The following is a 17,603-nucleotide window of genomic DNA, read 5'->3' on the forward strand; positions in this document are numbered from 1 at the left end:
CAGTAGCTGTTCTGCTGTACAGCATATCGGGCTAAATGCGCGAAATGAAGCTTGTCAGGTTTTCGGTTCGGTCTAAGTTCAGCTTTTTTCGTAAACGATAACGGGAGATTTCCACTCCGCGGACAGATATGTTTAAAAGGGTGGCAATCTCCTTCGATGAGATATTCATCTTGATATAAGCACATAGTTTCATCTCGCGGGGAGTAAGGGTTGGGTAAGCTTGTGAAAGACGTTTGAAAAAGTCTTCGTGTACTTCGTCAAAGTAGGTTTCAAACAGCTCGTTTTGTTTTTGGTTGTCGAATTCTTTGTCAATCCGGTTGATGATTAAGCTGATCTTCGATTTGAAGCTACTGTCCGGGGAGTTGACCTGGAGGTTTTTTAATTCGGCTTTGAGCTTGCCCAGAAACTTGTTTTTCTGGATTACACTCATGGTCTGATTGGCGAGCTCTTTATCCAGATTGATCATTTTTCCCCGAAGCTGTTCGTTGCGCAGGCGAATGATCTCTTTGTCCGAGATTAAAGCTTCGCGTTGATACTGCTGCATTTGTGCCCGGTATTTTTGCAGCTGAACCAGTCGTTCTTTTCGTTTGGAGACCTGAATCCGAAAATAGATAAACCAGCTGATTAACGCAATCAGCATAATACCGACAAACAGATAGGTTGCGTAGGCCAGATTGGTCCGGTACCAAGGCGGTAAAATTCGGAATGTATAGCTGCCGATGTTGCTTTCGGTAAGGGCATTGATCCGTGCTTTTACTTTGAAGGTATATTCGCCCTCGTGCAGGTTCATAAACTCACAGCTCGATGATGAAGCCCAGGGCGACCATTCCGGATTGTAATTCGCGAGCATATAGCTAAACTCCATATTTCCGGCATTGCGGTAATCGGGACAGCTGTAGGTAAAGCGGAGATTATTGCCTTTATAGGCGTATTCCGACAATTCCGGTTCGTCCGGATTCTTTTCAGCATAAGGGTAGCGGATGTCACCGGTTGGAATGTTATATACCTCGCGGATAAATATATCCGGAAGGATGTCGTTGGTTGTCGTGTAATTAGGTGTGTAGTGTGCTAATCCGTCTTCCAGAGCAATAAACGTATTTTGGAGGTCGGCGACGTAGATGTTCTCAAAGCCGGAAATCATCCGGCCCGCGAGTTTTTCGAAAGGAGAACTTACCCGGGCGTATGAACCGTCTTCCTGAAGTCGCAAAACACCGGGGCCCTCCGCCGATGAATACCATAAATTTTTGTAGCTATCTTCAAGAATGTAATTGACGTTGATTCTGTCGTTGAATAGTTGGTTATAATAGCTCGATGGAGCAAAGGTGTCTTCATCTTTGTTGTAGCAGTAAATGCCTTGTGGACTGGTGTAAATAAGCTCGTTTGCAACCTGCATCAGATTGATGAAGTTATCGGCAGGAAGGCCCTTTTGTGAATTATATAGGCGGTAGCTGAGTACTTTCAGGCAATCATCACTGAGCTTTATTTTGAATATGCCTTTATAACCATGGCTCATCCAGATGTTGCCGGTGTCATCCTGTGCCAACAAACGGGATGATTCGTTGAATCCGGGAATCTGCTTAACGAATTGCCAGGACGAATGATCGTCGCTTTTGGCAAACAGGCTCAGTCCGGCATAATTTCCGCCAAGAAGAAGGTTGGGCTTGTCTTTCAAATCCAGAAAGACCCAGGCTCCGTCAACATCCGATATTTTGGTAGCGGTTTCCCCTTCAATGATAAATGTACCGGTATTGTGGCCGCAAAGCAGAACGTTTTGATGGATTCCCAGATACCAGGTTTGACCAACGGTTCCCGGAATCAGCCGGAAGGAATCTGACCGGATCGTTTTTACTTCGGGCCAGTCTTTCACAAACAGACCGTGGTTGGTGCCAACGTAAAGTTTTCCATGGTGAATCAAGGAGGTGTAAACCGATCCAAACCCTTCCGGATCGTAAATGTAGGTTAGTGGCGAATTTACTTCCACGTAGTCGATCCCGTTATCGAGTCCGAGCCAAAGGTTCTGGTTTTGGTCGGTGCCGATGCTCAGAATGGTATTGTTTTGCAGCCCTTTCTTTTTGTTGATATGCTGCATGATTTTTCCGCTCTCGTCGGTAATCATAAGCCCGTTCTGTATCGTCCCAAATGCGAAATAGGAGTTGTGTAGTTTGGTGGCTGCGAAAATTTGATTGGCCGCCAGGAAGCTGTTGGCTTCGTTATTCCAGGGGATAAGTTTTTCCCCGTCGTATTCAAAAACACCGTTGTTGGCAGTACCAATCAGTACTTTGGTGTTGTTTAATGGCAGGATTGTCCAGATTTCCTTCCCGATCAGGCTGTCGGCTCCGGGCATCTTCACCAGCTGAAGCTGTCGGTATTGCATCAAGCCATCCTGTTCATCCTGAATCCATAAGTGGCCGTTCACATAAAACGAAAAGCGGATGCGGTTTTTTAAAGGCACTTCGCTAAGGCGTCCGTCCCGGTATAGGAACAGATGGCTGAAAGATTGAAAAAAAACGCCGGAATTGGTGATGTGGATTCGCCAGATCTCATCAAAATTTTTTTGCTCGTCGGAGAGCTGATCGCTTAACGAATGGTAGCTTAACACTCCTTCAGCATTTGGCTCCATATACCCAAACTCGTTTTGCTGACCAGTATAGATCCGGTCGTTGTCATCTATTTTCAGGCTTCGAATCAACGATGGATTTGGAAGCCCGTAAAGGATCCAGTGAGATCCGTCATATTCCAACAAGCCCTCGTTATTGGCAAAATACAGAAAATTCCGACTGTTTTTTTCAATTTGCCAATCCTGTGTTCCTGCCTGGTAATCCTGTTTTTTGAAATTCCTGATTTCCGGAATTCCAACGTTTTTTAGCTGTCCAAATGTAAACGCGGAAAGCAAGGAAAAGAAAACAAGCAGGATGTGACTCTTTTGGCCCATATAACAAATATATCATTCTATTTTTTTGGAAGAAACAGTCGTATAGAAATTAATTGGTACCTTCGATCATTCAATTCACCAAATCCTCAACAATGAAAACCGGTTTAATAGGCGCTATGCGCGAAGAAATTCAGCTGCTCGAGCATGACATTGAAAATCTCAAAGTTCACGAATATGGTGTTCGTAAGTTTTACGAAGGGACTATTGGCGGTAAAGAGGTGGTGATGGTGCTGTCGGGTTGGGGAAAAGTTGCTGCGGCCTCAACGGCAACCACTCTGATCAATTTGTTTCAGGTTGATCAGTTGGTTTTCATTGGCTTGGCTGGTTCCTTGATGGAAAACTTGCGGATTGGCGACATTGTTGTTGCCGACAAGCTCATTCAGCACGATGTTGATTTAACGCGTTTGGATGGTTTGGGCACCATCAATCCTCCCTTTTACAAAAAGTTTAAGTTTCCGGTACGTAAAGGAGCGCAAAAGCGGGCGCTCGAGGCCGTCAAGCAGTTTACCTACAACCTGCATGGTGGTCAATATCCCGAAATTAATGCAAAATATCAGCCAACCATTCACATTGGAGCCATTGGTACCGGCGATCAGTTTGTTGCCTCGCGAAAGGGCAAGGACAAAATTGTGGACAAGCATCCGGAGCTTTTCTGTACTGAAATGGAAGGAGCTGCCATTGCTCAGGTTGCCGCTGATTACCGGGTTCCCTGCACCGTGATCCGCATTATTTCGGATAATGCCGATGATGATGCGCATGCTTCCTTCGAGCGTTTTCTTTTCGAGGATATTAGCAAGATCTCAGTCGAGATTGCCCGCCTGATGTTTGTTTAAAAGTTGAAGCTTAGCCCCACATTCCAACTCATCGGACTGCCATAATGCGCCAGGTTTTGCGCGTAAGCTTCCGGGCTGCTTATATTGGTGTAAATGGCATTGATGTATTCGTTGTTTAAGAAGTTGTGTACTTCGCCAAACACACTGATCGAACGTTTATTCCGAAATTCGTGGTAGTAGTTGATTCCCGCCCCAAGCCGGTCGAAGGAGGGGAGCTTGATTTGCTCCGGACTATCGGTTTCGTCAAAGTCATGTACTAACAGGGGGGCATAGCTTTTAAACGCACGGTAGTAGTTGATGTTGACTTCCAGCCCCTTGAGGATGTTAAACTCATTTTTGACATACATACTGACCGGTGGACAGTTGTCGGTATTGTATCCTTTCATCGGCATCTGTAAGCGGCTCAGCAGTTGGTTGGCATTGTCGTATACCGATGCTGTTGCCGACTTTTGATACGTCCATTTAGCGTACGATATTGCCAGGTAGAAGTTGTGGCGCCGCAAATAGGTGATCTGGCTGTTGAACTCGAGTCCCCGGTGAAACTGCTCCAGCCCGTTGATCAGGGCAAAGGATTCTTCCGTGTTAAGCATCAATCGCTGGATGTTGCTTTGGTTTTGCTGATACATGGCATAGCCCCGCAGTGCTATGTAAAACCTGCCTGAGCTAAGCACATAGGCCAAATCGCCCGAATAGAGATTCCTGTTTTCGGCTTCCGGGTTTTCCCGGTTGTTTGCTGAGGGAAACAAAATATTGAAGCGCGCCGGGCTGGCGGAGGCTCCGGCATTCAGGCGGAAGGAATTGAACTCGTTGATCCGGTATGTAATCCCGCTTGCCAGGCGCCAGCCCATCTTGTTCACCGCATCGGTTTTGGCCAGCGGATCACTGCTGAGATAGTTAAAGTGGTCCGTGCGTTGTTGGCTTTTTACAAAGAAGGCTGCTTCGAGGTAGCTGAAGGTTTTGTTGCCGGTGTGTTCCAGGTTGAGGCTGGCACCGACTTTACGGATCAGTGCCTCGTAGCTGTGATCGGCTTTGTCGGCTTTCCCGGTTTTGGGTAGAAATGCCGATGCCAAAAGCTTCTCGACGTTTCCGGTTGTTCCGTTCAGGTCGGCCTGGCTGGTGAAACCCGCTGCCCCCAGCAGGTTGTTAACCGTTCCGAAATGCCTGCCCCGGTAGCTCTCAAAATCGATTTGAATGAAGCCTTTGGTCTGTTTGTTGAACTCGTGAAGATACTGCGACTGCATGCCCCAGCGTAACGATCGGGTGGCGGCTGCCAGGATGGTTATTCCTTCGGTTTCGGAGTTGGTGCGTCCATCGTTGTACTGGCTGATCGTGTCAAAATCGACTAGCCCGGCAGTGCTTGGCGGTAGCTGGTAGGGGCTGAGGCCATTCATTGTGCCGGAGGGATGGGTTTGTACGCTGTTGGTAAATTCCAGATACAGCTGGCTGACCAACCGGCTATGTACCTGTTTGTGCCAGTTATGCGTGAGGATGGCCAGGTTGGTGAATCCGAAGTTGCCGTTCCAGCCCTGCTCTTTGTTGTTTAAAAATCCCCAATTGCTGTTGTGTTCTATGCCGTATTGGGCGAATTTCGAGATGCTGTCGGGGCGGCTGCGTTGATCGGACTGCCAGCTTTTCGTGGCGTTGGTCAGCAAAATGCTGTGTCTGTGATTAAACGCTTTGTACAGGTTAAACAGCATTCCGTAGGAGGTAAATCCGGTGTAGTCGGCAAGGCCATCGCCACTGCTGCGGTCCAGCTTCAGGGCGAAGGCCAGGTTCCGTTTGTTGTAGCCCGAGTGTATCGTCGCGGCTGTTTTCAGATATCCATTCAGGCCGGTTGCTCCCAGTACATTCACCCCGAATTTCTTTTGAGGCATGAGGGGCAACACATTAATTAAGCCGGTTTGCCCCAGTTCGCTTTGTTTTCCGGAGGCTACACCGGTGGTAAACTGCACATCGCTGGCCCAGTCGTTCAACCCGGGGTACAAGGGGCTGTTCATGCTCCCGGTTTCCGGGTTGTTCAGGCTTACGCCATTAAAAACAATCTGGTTCTGATTGGCCGAAAACCCACGCACGCGGATTTCGGAACTGCCGTAGCCACTCCCATTTTCCAGGAGGTAAACCGACGGCTGGTTGCTGAGCAGATGATTAAATTCAACCGAGCCGGCTTGCTTGAGCAAGTCGAAAGCTGAGCTGTTTTGTGTGGCTGCCGGATGCTTCGCGATGGCAATACGAGCGGCGATGTCGCGTTGTTCTTTGCGGCCCACGGCAGTTGGTTCCAGCCGAACCGCTCCCATGGGGGTAAATATCCCTTCGTAGGTCGACATGTTGTAAAACTCACTGTAAATGCCCGGGTGAATGGCTTCAACCATAAAATCGGCCGGGGGAAGTTTCATCCGGTAGTAGCCAAAGCGATTGGTGACGGTATAAATTCCCGTTCCCCGTAGTTGAATGGTTGCTTTGGCCAGCGGTTCCTGAAAGTCTTCTTCCGTAACCCGCCCGTCAACTATCGCCATAGCGGATTTCTCGGTTTTTTGTCGCGCTTTTTTCTTGAAGAGTTTTGGCCAACCAACTGCTTCTGTTGGCTGAGGCAGACTAAAAATGAGTGCTGTCAATCCTATTTTGATGAAAAGAGAAGTTCGTGTGGTCGTTGTTTTCATATCCGTCATGTTCAATCGTTCGGCTTCCGGGCTGTTATAGCCCGATAAGTTTTATGAAAACGCAGGAAAGAAGCCTGAAGTATTCAAGGGGGAAAGGAAAAGCCGGCGCTATTCCTTAATAAGTCTTAACAGAGGGGGACTTTTGAAATTTTTTTCTTTTTTGGCACAGTAGTTGATATACATTTTTGCGTAAGTTTTCCTCAAAGCCATGAAGGAAAGCAGAAACAGAGTTTTTTCATACATACAGAGAGAGAGAAAAGGTTAGGAAGCAAGTGCTCAGGCACTTGCTTTTCTTGTTTAAGTGTAGTGGGCGGAATTTCCTTTTCTAAATAGTTTGGAATACAAAGGTTGGAACAGATCTGGATGAAATTTTGGCACAGTAGTTGTTATTTAGGTTGAAGAGTTTTCCTCAAAGCCATGAAGGGAAACAGAAGACAGAGTTTTTTTCATACATACACAGAGAGAAAGTTAGAAAGGCAGGCGCTGAGGCGCTTGTCTTTTTTTATGCCTGTCGCTAAAACGAAGTGTGGGTTTCACTGTTATTGAGGGCTTCACTTGAAGTGAAACCCTCAATAACTAGAACTTACTTCTTCAGGCCGCTGCGTTCGAGCAAAGCATCAACGGTTGGTTCCTGCCCTCGGAAGCGTTTATAAAGTACCATCGGATGTTCGCTGCCACCTTTTTCGAGGATATTTTGGCGGAACGAATCAGCGGTATCCTGGTCGAAGATTCCGTTTTGTTGGAATATCGAGTAGGCATCGGCATCCAGCACTTCGGCCCATTTATAGCTGTAGTAGCCGGCATCGTAGCCTCCGGCAAAAATGTGCGAAAAGGCAGTGCTCATCAGTGCCCCATCAACGGGTTTCAGCAGTTCGGTCGGTTTCATGGCTTTGGCCTCGAATTGGGCTACCGGCTCCCGGAGCGCTTCTTGCTGCGTGTGGTAAGCCATGTCGAGCATGCCGAAGCTAAGCTGTCGTTCCTGGAAGTAACCCGCCTGGAAATTCTTGGCCGCAACAATCTTGTGGATCAGTTCTTCGGGCAGTTTCTCGCCGGTTTCAAAGTGTACCGCAAACTGATCGAGCCATTCTTTCTCGTAGGCCCAGTTTTCGTGCATTTGAGAGGGCAGCTCCACAAAATCCCAATACACGTTTGTTCCCGAAGTGGAAGCATAACGGCATTGGCTGAGCATACCGTGCAGGGCATGTCCAAATTCGTGCAGGAAGGTGGTTACCTCGTCAAAAGTCAGCAATGATGGCTTGGTTTCGGTGGGTTTGGTGAAATTGCACACAATGCTGATGTGCGGGCGTTTGTTCACCCCTTTTTCTACATATTGCGAGCGATAGTCGGTCATCCAGGCGCCGGAGCGTTTGCTTTCGCGCGGGAAAAAATCCATGTACAGCACGGCAATAAATTCGCCCTGGTTGTTGAAGACCTCGTAGGCTTTCACATCCGGATGATAAACGTCAATCTGCTTGTTTTCTTTAAACTCCAGCTTGTAAAGTTTTTGGGCCAGTCCGAAAATCCCGCGGGCCACATTTTCCAGTTGGAAGTAAGGTTTCACCTCTTCCTCGTTAAATCCGTAGCGGGCATTTTTCAGCTTTTCCGAGTAATAGGCCCAGTCCCAGCGTTCGATTGTTCCTTCAAATCCGTTTTCGTTGGCAAATTGCTGCACTTCTGCCAGATCGTTCTGCGCAAAAGGCTTGGAGGCCTGGTGCAGCTCATCGAGGAAGCTCGCCACTTTGGCCGGTGTTTCAGCCATGCGGCGTTCCAGCTTGAAGTCGGCATGGGTTTTATAGCCCAGCAGTTTTGCCTTTTGCAGTTTCAGCTCCAGAATTTTGCGGATGATCTCTTTGTTGTCGTATTCGTTATCCTGGTTGCCTTTGCGCGATGAAGCCCGGAAAAGCTGTTCGCGCAGGTCGCGGCGGTCGCTGTACTTCATAAAGGGGATGAAGCTGGGGTGTTGCAGTGTGAAGATCCAGCCTTCTTTGTTCTTTTGGCGGGCGGTTAAAGCGGCAGCTTCGCGCACAAAGTCGGGAAGGCCCGCCAGCTCGTCTTCCCTGGTCAGATGCAGCTCGAAAGCATTGGTTTCGGCCAGTACATTTTGCTGAAACTGCAAGCCGAGTTTACTCAGTTCGGCTGTTATTTGCCGATAGCTTTCCTTGTCGTCGGCACTTAGGTTGGCTCCGTTGCGCACAAAGCTTTGGTAGCTGTTGTCCAGCAAAGTTTGCTGCTCGGTGGTCAGTTCCAGCTGATCCTTCTGTTCGTAGACCGCTTTCACGCGGGCAAAAAGTTCTTCATTCAGGCTGATGTCGTTGCCGAATTCAGCCAACATAGGCGCTACTTCCTGCGCAATTTGCTGCATCTCGTCGTTGGTTTCGGCCGAGTTCAGGTTGAAGAAAATGCCCCGGATGATGCTCAGCCGTTGGCCTGTTGCTTCCATTGCTTCAACGGTATTCCCGAAAGTCGGCTGTGCCGGATTGTCGATTACGGCCTGTATTTCGGCTTTAGCCTGTTTTATGGCTTCCTGAAAAGCTGGCAGATAGTGTTCGTTTTTTAGCTTCGGAAAGGGAGCCGTATCGTGTAAGGTGTTGAAAGGCTCCAGGAGCGGGTTCAGTACATTTATTGTTTTTGTATCCATTGTATTTGTTTTCATGATTAATCATTAAAAGCCAAAACAGCGAAGGATCCGTTTTACCCTCTTGTGTTTATTGCTTGTTGTTATTCCCTGTTCTCCCTTTTTGGGGAGTTAGAGGGGGCCTCTTTTTTTTCTTTTTCTTTTCGACCGACCAGCCAAACTTGCCAATTTGTTCGCCCACTTTAAAATAGTGCCCGTGCACGTAGCAGATGGGGTCGGATTGTTTTAGGCTGAAGGCGCCGGTTTCGGGATCCAGGTAGCGCTCGTCGGCAATTACGTTGACAACTTCGGAGATAAACATATCGTGCGTGCCAAGGTTCACGATGTCCTTCACCTTACACTCGATTGAGATGGGCGCTTCGGCCAGGATGGGTGCTTTCACCACCGAGGCCGGTGCCGGGGTGAGACCCATTTCTTTCCATTTGTTTACTTTGGCGCCCGATTTCACCCCACACCAGTCGGTGGCGCGCGCCAGTTCTTCGGTTGTCAGGTTGATGACATACTCGCCGGTGCGTTTAATGATCTCGTAGCTATGGCGCGAGGGGCGCACCGAGATATAGCACATGGGCGGGTCGCTGCAGATGGTGCCGGTCCAGGCAATGGTGATCAGGTTATATTCGTCGGCTGTTTCGCCGCAGCTTACTAAAACTGCCGGCACCGGATAAACCATGGTGCCGGGGCGCCAGTTGGTCTTTTTAAAGGTGGTCATGCTTCTCGTTGTTATGATTGCGCATTCAAAGTTAAAAAACTGCGGGGGATGGCGAAAAAGCGAATTGGCGATGCACGGCGCAGCCAGCTTCAGCTAAAAGCTTAGGCGAAGGCCAAGGCTGTTTACGCCCGGCTGTAGTTGCAGGCTGAGTTCGTCTTTTTCGCGGTAGCCGCTGTTGTAAAAGGCTACGGCCCGGCGGGCTTTCGTTTTAAAAGCCAGTTTGAAGGGGATTGATGCTGCCAGGCAGGCCCCACCAATGTAGGCCAGGTTCCAGTTGGGCGAGCCATTGTCGCTTATCGATTCCACGAGGGGCAGGGCAATCAGCACGCTGGCTGTTGAGCTTAGCACCTTGCCAAACATATAGTTGATGGCCAGTGGCCGGGTGTATTTGTCCATCTGCGGGTCTTTCAGAAATACCTTCAGCAGTTGCTCGTGGGTCATTTCGATATCGCATTTCACGTAGACATCTTTTTTCAGCAGAAAGCCTTTGGAGTACATGCCAATTGGTTCGCCGGGCAGTTGTCCGGATGCCCAGGATGACATGAAAAACAGCAATGAAAACAGCAGTAAATGTGTACGGCTCATAATCCGGGATTAAGATTGACGGGGTGAAATTGATTTATTCGGGTAAAAATAAGGCTTTCCGTTTATTCTGTTGTCCTGGTTGTCGCAAGTTGTCCAAATCGATAAAAGTTAGATATGATTCCGGGGACTCATTATCAGGGTTTTTCGGTTGTCTGGGTTGTCGTTGTTTTCACAAGTTGTCGGGTTGTCGTTCCACATCTCAAGGCATCCCCGATGCGGTTGGAAACCTTGCCTACCGCAGGCAGGCACATCACCCGAATCTATGTTTACAAAAAACACAAAGGCCCCTTTTCACTCTCCCCTGAAATGAACCAATCCTGGCGGATCGTTTCAATTCTGTCCCCTCTCTGCGGGCAGAGCGGGGGAATCCCGAAGCTACAGGTAGATTACAAAAAACACCATCAACCCATAAGGATGAGGTTTGCTCAATGCCAAAAAGTCGGGATCCGGTTGGCCTTCTTTTATCGAGTGTTCACATTCGAAAATGCTATAAAGAAAAGAAACAGAGTGATGTTTCTTAAGAGCCCGAAATCAAACGGAAAACTTGCTGCAATCCCGGAGGGATGCAATTTGGGTAGCTTAACGACGGCCGGGGGAAATTCAGTCCCGTACGGGACGGGAGAATCTTCGTGTTGCCTTTGGTGCTACTGATATCCTGTTGTCGTTGTTTTCGATAGTTGTCGGGTTGTCGTTCCACATCTCAAGGCATCCCCGATGCGGTTTGGAAACCCTGCCTACCGGCGGAAACCACATCACCCGAAGGGATTTTCACAGAAAACCTACATGATTCCGGGGACTCACCATCAGGAATGAAAGTTTAGGACTTTCCGACTATGCTGTTGCCGTTGTTTTCACCAGTTGTCGGGTTGTCGTTCCACTTCTAATCAGAACCAGTTATTGACATTTCGCCTTAGCAGCTTTGCGTGGTAGACTTTCAAAAAAAAGAAGACTGCCAGTGCTGACAGTCTTCTTGCTGATTGGTATTTCGGTATTCTACATTCCTTTTTTATCCAGAATGGTTTCAATTTCGTCCATCACCTTGTTCATGGCCTGAATTGCTTTTTCGAAGGGTTCGGCAGTTGTCATGTCCACGCCGGCTTGTTTCAGCAGTTCGATGGGGTAGTCGGAACTTCCGGCTGCCAGGAAGGCCATGTAGTTTTCGAGGGCTTTTTTATCGCCGCTCATCACTTTTTCGGCCAGGGATATGGAGGCTGTAAACGATGTGCTGTATTGATACACATAGTAGTTGTAGTAGAAATGGGGGATGTAGGCCCATTCCATATTGATATAGTCATCGACAACGCAAATGCCTTTGTCGTGGCCGTAGTAGCGTTTTACAATGTCGCTGTAAATGTCGGAGAAGGAGTCGCCGGTGAGCGGTTTTCCCTGTTCGGCTTCTTCGTGTATTTTCAGCTCAAACTCGGCAAACTGGGTTTGGCGGAACAAGGTACCGCGGAAGCCATCGAGCCAGTTCATCAGCAGCGACAGTTTTATGTCGTCGTCCTTCACCTTGTCGATCATGTAGTTGAAGAGCAGCACCTCGTTGAAGGTTGACGCAACCTCGGCCACAAAGATGGCATAGTCGGATGTGGGATAGGGTTGTGTTTTATTGCTGAAATAGCTTTGCATAGTGTGTCCCAGTTCGTGCGCCAGAGTGCTCACGTCCTCGTACAGGTCGTTGTAGTTGAGCAGAATGTAGGGATGTCCCTCGTAGAATGCTCCGTTGGAATACGCGCCGGTTGTTTTGCCTTGGCTGGGGTACACATCAATCCAGCGTTCGTCGATGGCTTTTTTTACGGTTGCTACATATTCTTTGCCCAGTGGCTTTAGGGCATCAATCACCAGTTTGGCGCCTTCATCGTAGGTATAGCTCAGGTCTACGTTCTTGACGGCAGGTGCATATAAATCGAGATACTTCAGCGTGTCGACGGCCAGCATTCGTTTTTTAATTTGCAGGTAACGGTGGAAAGCCGGCAGGTTCTTATTCACATTGTCAATCAGCGCCTGATACACTTCAACCGGAATATTGTTGGGGTAAAGGGCTGCTTGCAGCGACGAGTCGTAATGCCGCGCCTGTGCCCGGAAGATATCGGTCTTCACATTTCCGCTGAGCATTTCGCCGTAGCTGGCCTTAAAGCGGGCATAGTTGTCCCAGTAGGCCTGGAACACAATTTCGCGGTCGGCACGGTTGGCCGATGCTCTGATGCGGCTGTACTCCGAGCTGCTGACCTTCAGCTTTTGGCCGTCGGACAGGGTAACCTCGGGAGCGGGCATCTCGGCATTGCGGAAGGTGTTGTAAACCGATGCGGCCGTTCCGCTCATGTTGCCGGTCAGGGCCATAATGCGTTCTTCGTTTTCGCTCAGGCTGTGCGCTTTGGTGCGGAAGGTATTCTCCAATGGCATCCGGTAGATGGCAAGTTTGGGCTCCTGTTCAATGAAGCTTTCAACAGTGCTCCAGTCGGCCTCCAGAATTTCGGGTTGGATGAAGGCGGCTTTGGCACCCAAAGTTGAAAACAGGTGGCGAAGCTCCTGTTGCATCCCGTTATACTTCGAGTCGCGGGTGTCCAGATCCGAGTTCATGCTGGCATAGATGTAGAGTTTGGAAGCTTCCATGGAAAGTGCGCTGTTGAATTGGAGCACCTTCAGCAGGTTTTCGGGCGATTGCATGATGCTGCCTTTGAAGCTTTCAACGGTTTCCAGCTTTTGCGACAGCTCATCGAAGGCTGTGCGCCAGTCTTCGTCCGACGGGAATATATCGGTCAGATCCCATTTGTATTGGTCAGCAATGTCTGTTCTGTTGCGTTGCTGTGCTGTGGTTGTCAGGCTAAAGAGCACCAGCAAGAGGGCAAGGAATTTTATCTTCTGCATAATCAATTTATTTATAGCTTTTCGTCTTGTTTCGGGATATGAGTATGCAAGAACCGGATTTATTACAGTTGGGGCGCAATTTCGATGGCGCAGCAGTGCATATCAGTCCGTTCCATTGGATGGGCTGCGCAATCCGGTCCTGCAGTTTGCTAGGCGGACACCTGCACTTCGAAGCCGGCCGCTTTCACACGATCGGCAATTTGGTTTAGCTCGTCGAGCGGAATTTTCACGAGACCCTGTGCGGGGGTATCGCGGGCAATGGTGTAAATCATCACCTGTGCAGGATTAATTTTTTTCAGCGCTGTCAGCCAGGCCTCCAGTTCTTCGGGGCTTGTGTTGTCAATTCGTTCACCTTTATGCTTTCCACGCACAAACAGCGTTTGGATGGTTGCCGATTTTCCGAAGCGGGCGAGCTGCTCCATGACCTCGGCTAAGTTGAAGCGCCCCATGGGACAGTCCAGCAGTTCAACGGTTCGTTCGATGGCCGAGTCCAGCTTCAGAATGTTATCATCGACCTTCAGCAGGGCTTGAAAAACCGGTTCGCGGTGAAGCATGGTGGCATTCGACAGCACGGCAACGCGGCAGTTGGGAGCGTAGCTGTTGCGCAGGCTGATGGTGTCGTCGATGATTGCTGCAAAGTCGGGGTGAAGGGTTGGTTCACCATTCCCGGCAAAGGTGATGACGTCGGGCAGTTCGCCGGCTTGCTGCATTTTTTTGAGCTGCGCTTCCAGGCGTTGGGCAACCTGCTGGCGCGAGGGTAGCTCGGCTTTGTGTTCGCGTTTGCGGGGTGTCCATCCACACTCGCAGTAAATACAGTCGAAGGAACAAACTTTGGAGTCGGTAGGCAGCAGGTTTACGCCCAGCGAAACGCCCAGCCGGCGGCTTTTAACCGGGCCGAAGATGATTTTGTCGAATAGAAAAGTGGCCATTTGAAATTCTTTGCCGGCAAAAGTACTGATTATATCAGTTTTTTCAACCGGCTGTCGGCTTTCAGTTTAAAGTTGGCGTAGTCGATGCCCGAGATCAGGATCAGGCCGGGGCGTTTTCCTGTGGCGATCAGGCCGGCATCGTCGACGTTGAAAGCCTGTGCTGCCCGGGCGGTAAACAGGCCGATCAGTGCGGTTAATGAGCTGTCGGCGACATTCTCCTGGATGGCTTTTATCCAGTTGAAGATGGCTTTGGGATGGCTTGTATCCTGCGGGATGAAGCTCCGGAAGGCTTCCAGTTCCGGCAGGCGACGCATCATTTCATCGGTGTTGGCAAGTTGCCACAGGTTGATGAATGCCGGGCATATCAGGCCGCTGTGAAACTCCATGCCGGCCTGCTCGCGCAGTTCGGTGCTGGTTTCAATGAGCCGAACGATGGTTCCCGAGGCATCCACCTCAACAATTGCTTTGGGAAGGAGCGAGCCATCGGCCGGAACGATAAAATGCGCTGAGAACTTCATTCTTTGTCGTCTTCTTTTTGAATGACATTCAGGTTTCGTTGCTCCTTTTGCTCCTCAATGTTCAGGTTGATGCGTTCGATCACCTGTTTGTAGATCTTCTCGTATACCTTGGGGCGCGACGAGTAGAAGATGATGGAGCGAGCCAGCAGCGAATCGTTGATCTCGTATTTGTTGAGGATACCTTTGTACACCTCTTCCGACTTAATTTTAAGGCTGTCGGCTATGCCGTAGCGGTGGCGTGTTGACATGGCCTCGCCGATATGGATATCGTACAGCACATCAACCATTTGTTTTTCGTTGAGTAGCTTGTCGGGTTTGGGATAGCCTTTTTCCTTGCACGAGGAGGTCGTCAGGGCCAGGATCACCATTACGATGGAGAAGATTTGCTTCATGGGCAACGCATTAAATAATATGGGCCAAAGTTAAAGTTTCGCCTTTCAAGTTGCAAGTGTTTGGGGGCGGACAAACAGCAGGCGGGATATTCGGTTTTGGCGGGTAGCGACGGTCAGCCGGCTGTGTTGTTGAATTTCTGCATTCGGGCTAGATGAATTAATCGTAAAATTAGAGGAAATATAACTTGTTGGTCGGGCTATAATCTATATTTTTGAGCTTGTTATCGGTTCCGCGAAGGCCTTAGTCGTGCGGATGAAAAGGGAATCCGGTGCAATACCGGAGCTGTCCCCGCAGCTGTAAACCCGCAAAAAGATTTCGGAAATTTTAAGTCACTGTTCATGGCCTGGCTGCCATCGGGAAGAACGGGAAGGCGTCCGAAATTGGGTGAGCCAGAAGACCTGCCGGTAATTCGAAGTTTTCGGGGTAAAGACGTAGCCGATTCAGGCACATCCCTGGCTTCATTGGCTCCCGCTTTCTGCCAATCGTTGGGAGCAATGTAACTGTTAAAAGCTGTAGGTCAGGGGCCACAGCTTTTTTTTTATGTCAGTCGCTTTGGGTGATGTAATTCCCAAACCGCATCGGGAATGAGGCTTCGCATTATAGAACATTGAAACATGATCGCTTATACTCATCGTGCTAGGTGTTTAAGCCCCTTTAGGGGTTTGGGGTTGACTGGCAAATTAATCTATTCTGAGTAGATCTCCATATTTGGTTGCCTGGATTCGAGAGGGTTGATTTGCAGTTGCTTTCGAAAATCGTGTTCACCCCTAAATCCCCTAAAGGGGACTTTGGCCTTTGCTCAACAGGGGGGCGCAGGTGCTTTCAATCTGCTTGGGAGCGTGATCGCTTATACTCATCTTGCTAGGTGTTTAAGCCCCTTTAGGGGCTTGGGGTTGAATGGCAATTAATCTATTCTGAGTAGATCTCCATATCTGGTTGCCTGGATCCGAGAGTGTTGATTTGCGGTTGCTTTCGAAAATTGTGTTCACCCCTAAATCCCCTAAAGGGGACTTTGGCCTTTGCTCAACAGGGGGGCGCAGGTGCTTTCAATCTGCTTGGGAGCGTGATCGCTTATACTCATCTTGCTAGGTGTTTAAGCCCCTTTAGGGGTTTGGGGTTGAATGGCAATTAATCTATTGGGCAGAGAAGTTCATCGCTGTCTGGTCGGATTGGGGTATGGTGGCTTGCAGTTTCTTTCGAATAGGTTTTATCCCTAAATCCTCCCGAATAAATTTCGGGACAGGCTCAGAAGGGGACTTTCGCCTTTGCTGCAACAGAGGTCTCACGTCTCCCGACTTCTATTTCTCCTTCCGAAACACCTTGCGGAAAAACTCATCGACGCGGGAGACGGTTACCCCTAAATCCCCTGAAGGGGACTTTGGCCTTTGCTCAACAAGTGGCTGCAGATCAAATTGATTTTCCTGATGACTAGATCAAGATTGGTTTCGACCTCCTCGTTTGTAAATCGAAACATGATCGCTTATACTCATCGTGCTAGGTGTTTAAGCCCCTTTAGGGGCTTGGGGTTGAATGGCAATTAATCTATTGGGCAGAGAAGTTCATCGCTGTCTGGTCGGATTGGGGTATGGTGGCTTGCAGTTTCTTTCGAATAGGTTTTATCCCTAAATCCTCCCGAATAAATTTCGGGACAGGCTCAGAAGGGGACTTTGGCCTTTGCTCAACAGAGGTCTAAAGACTCAAGACTCACGTCTCACGACTTCTCTTTCTACTTCCGAAACACCTTGCGGAAAAACTCATCGACGCGGGAGACGGTTACCCCTAAATCCCCTGAAGGGGACTTTGGCCTTTGCTCAACAGGGGGGCGCAGGTGCTTTCAATCTGCTTGGGAGCGTGATCGTTTATACTCATCGTGCTAGGTGTTTAAGCCCCTTTAGGGGTTTGGGGTTGACTGGCAAATTAATCTATTCTGAGTAGATCTCCATATTTGGTTGCCTGGATTCGAGAGGGTTGATTTGCAGTTGCTTTCGAAAATCGTGTTCACCCCTAAATCCCCTAAAGGGGACTTTGGCCTTTGCTCAACAGGTGACTGCAGGCTAAGTTGATTTTCCTGATAACCAGATCTAAATTATTTTCGACCTGCTCGTTTGTAAATCGAATCACTTGGATTCCCCATTGATTCAATTCGGCTTCTCGGCCAATGTCATATTCCTTTTGGCTTTTGTTTAAATGAATGCCACCATCTATTTCGATGACCAGCTTGATGGGATGGCAGTAGAAATCGGCGATGAAGATATCAATAGGGTGTTGTGGCCTAAATCTTAATCCCAATACTTGCTTACCTTTTAATTTCTCCCATAGTCGCAATTCGGAAGAAGTCATATTTTCGCGAAGCATTTTTGCTTTCTCAAAAATAGGAGGCTTCGCATTATAGAACATTGAAACATGATCGCTTATACTCATTTTGCTAGGTGTTTAAGTCCCTTTAGGGGTTTGGGGTTGAATGGCAATTAATCTATTCGGCAGAGATGTTCATAGCTGTCTGGTAGGATTGGGGTATGGTGACTTGCAGTTTCTTTCGGATCG

General features: G+C 48.8%; 11 protein-coding genes and 1 riboswitch. Of the genes, 1 reads left to right on the forward strand and 10 read right to left on the reverse strand.

Translation table 11 applies throughout. The features are described from left to right. Positions 1 to 31: 31 nt before the first annotated feature. Positions 32 to 2,932 carry a ligand-binding sensor domain-containing protein gene (locus C8N47_RS07520; protein ID WP_107821928.1) on the reverse strand — a complete coding sequence of 967 codons (2,901 nt, stop codon included), beginning with the start codon at positions 2,930 to 2,932 and terminating at the stop codon, positions 32 to 34. Positions 2,933 to 3,024: 92 nt separating this feature from the next. On the opposite strand from C8N47_RS07520, the gene C8N47_RS07525 reads away from it, so the two are divergent. Next, positions 3,025 to 3,765 carry a 5'-methylthioadenosine/adenosylhomocysteine nucleosidase gene (locus C8N47_RS07525; RefSeq protein ID WP_146161462.1) on the forward strand — a complete coding sequence of 247 codons (741 nt, stop codon included), beginning with the start codon at positions 3,025 to 3,027 and terminating at the stop codon, positions 3,763 to 3,765. Here C8N47_RS07525 and C8N47_RS07530 read toward each other — a convergent pair. The 9 genes from C8N47_RS07530 to C8N47_RS07575 all read right to left on the reverse strand — a co-directional run bounded on the left by C8N47_RS07530 (position 3,762) and on the right by C8N47_RS07575 (position 17,480). Further along, complete coding sequence (locus C8N47_RS07530) at positions 3,762 to 6,278, reverse strand: TonB-dependent receptor plug domain-containing protein (RefSeq protein WP_170111330.1); 2,517 nt, start codon at positions 6,276 to 6,278, stop codon at positions 3,762 to 3,764. The two genes, C8N47_RS07525 and C8N47_RS07530, sit on opposite strands and share 4 nt — an antisense overlap. A gap of 727 nt (positions 6,279 to 7,005) precedes the next feature. Then, the gene (locus C8N47_RS07535; protein WP_245915685.1) at positions 7,006 to 9,060 is read right to left on the reverse strand and encodes a M3 family metallopeptidase; all 2,055 of its coding nucleotides are present in this window, start codon (positions 9,058 to 9,060) and stop codon (positions 7,006 to 7,008) included. 67 nt (positions 9,061 to 9,127) lie between these two features. Next, positions 9,128 to 9,766, reverse strand: coding sequence for a flavin reductase family protein (locus tag C8N47_RS07540; protein WP_107821931.1), 639 nt, complete (start codon positions 9,764 to 9,766; stop codon positions 9,128 to 9,130). A gap of 93 nt (positions 9,767 to 9,859) precedes the next feature. Beyond that, complete coding sequence (locus C8N47_RS07545; protein WP_107821932.1) at positions 9,860 to 10,351, reverse strand: hypothetical protein; 492 nt, start codon at positions 10,349 to 10,351, stop codon at positions 9,860 to 9,862. A gap of 993 nt (positions 10,352 to 11,344) precedes the next feature. Then, positions 11,345 to 13,219 carry an oligoendopeptidase F gene (pepF, locus tag C8N47_RS07555; RefSeq protein WP_107821934.1) on the reverse strand — a complete coding sequence of 625 codons (1,875 nt, stop codon included), beginning with the start codon at positions 13,217 to 13,219 and terminating at the stop codon, positions 11,345 to 11,347. 149 nt (positions 13,220 to 13,368) lie between these two features. Then, complete coding sequence (locus tag C8N47_RS07560; RefSeq protein WP_107821935.1) at positions 13,369 to 14,148, reverse strand: radical SAM protein; 780 nt, start codon at positions 14,146 to 14,148, stop codon at positions 13,369 to 13,371. A gap of 29 nt (positions 14,149 to 14,177) precedes the next feature. After that, the gene (locus tag C8N47_RS07565; protein WP_107821936.1) at positions 14,178 to 14,666 is read right to left on the reverse strand and encodes a hypothetical protein; all 489 of its coding nucleotides are present in this window, start codon (positions 14,664 to 14,666) and stop codon (positions 14,178 to 14,180) included. Continuing rightward, positions 14,663 to 15,058, reverse strand: coding sequence for a DUF4296 domain-containing protein (locus tag C8N47_RS07570; RefSeq protein ID WP_107821937.1), 396 nt, complete (start codon positions 15,056 to 15,058; stop codon positions 14,663 to 14,665). Before C8N47_RS07570 ends, C8N47_RS07565 begins: the two co-directional genes overlap by 4 nt. A gap of 208 nt (positions 15,059 to 15,266) precedes the next feature. After that, positions 15,267 to 15,479, forward strand: a riboswitch (cobalamin riboswitch). 1,593 nt (positions 15,480 to 17,072) lie between these two features. Next, positions 17,073 to 17,480, reverse strand: a complete 408-nt coding sequence (locus C8N47_RS07575) for an endonuclease domain-containing protein (protein ID WP_107821938.1) — start codon at positions 17,478 to 17,480, stop codon at positions 17,073 to 17,075. Positions 17,481 to 17,603: the final 123 nt, after the last annotated feature.

Source organism: Mangrovibacterium marinum, from assembly GCF_003046625.1.
Lineage (GTDB): Bacteria > Bacteroidota > Bacteroidia > Bacteroidales > Prolixibacteraceae > Mangrovibacterium > Mangrovibacterium marinum.

Coding starts and splice junctions, on each gene's coding strand:
- C8N47_RS07520 (WP_107821928.1), bottom strand. CDS start 2,932: ATGGGCCAAAAGAGTCACATCCTGCTTGTTTTCTTTTCCTTGCTTTCC.
- C8N47_RS07525 (WP_146161462.1), top strand. CDS start 3,025: ATGAAAACCGGTTTAATAGGCGCTATGCGCGAAGAAATTCAGCTGCTC.
- C8N47_RS07530 (WP_170111330.1), bottom strand. CDS start 6,278: ATGGCGATAGTTGACGGGCGGGTTACGGAAGAAGACTTTCAGGAACCG.
- C8N47_RS07535 (WP_245915685.1), bottom strand. CDS start 9,060: ATGGATACAAAAACAATAAATGTACTGAACCCGCTCCTGGAGCCTTTC.
- C8N47_RS07540 (WP_107821931.1), bottom strand. CDS start 9,766: ATGACCACCTTTAAAAAGACCAACTGGCGCCCCGGCACCATGGTTTAT.
- C8N47_RS07545 (WP_107821932.1), bottom strand. CDS start 10,351: ATGAGCCGTACACATTTACTGCTGTTTTCATTGCTGTTTTTCATGTCA.
- pepF (WP_107821934.1), bottom strand. CDS start 13,219: ATGCAGAAGATAAAATTCCTTGCCCTCTTGCTGGTGCTCTTTAGCCTG.
- C8N47_RS07560 (WP_107821935.1), bottom strand. CDS start 14,148: ATGGCCACTTTTCTATTCGACAAAATCATCTTCGGCCCGGTTAAAAGC.
- C8N47_RS07565 (WP_107821936.1), bottom strand. CDS start 14,666: ATGAAGTTCTCAGCGCATTTTATCGTTCCGGCCGATGGCTCGCTCCTT.
- C8N47_RS07570 (WP_107821937.1), bottom strand. CDS start 15,058: ATGAAGCAAATCTTCTCCATCGTAATGGTGATCCTGGCCCTGACGACC.
- C8N47_RS07575 (WP_107821938.1), bottom strand. CDS start 17,480: ATGAGTATAAGCGATCATGTTTCAATGTTCTATAATGCGAAGCCTCCT.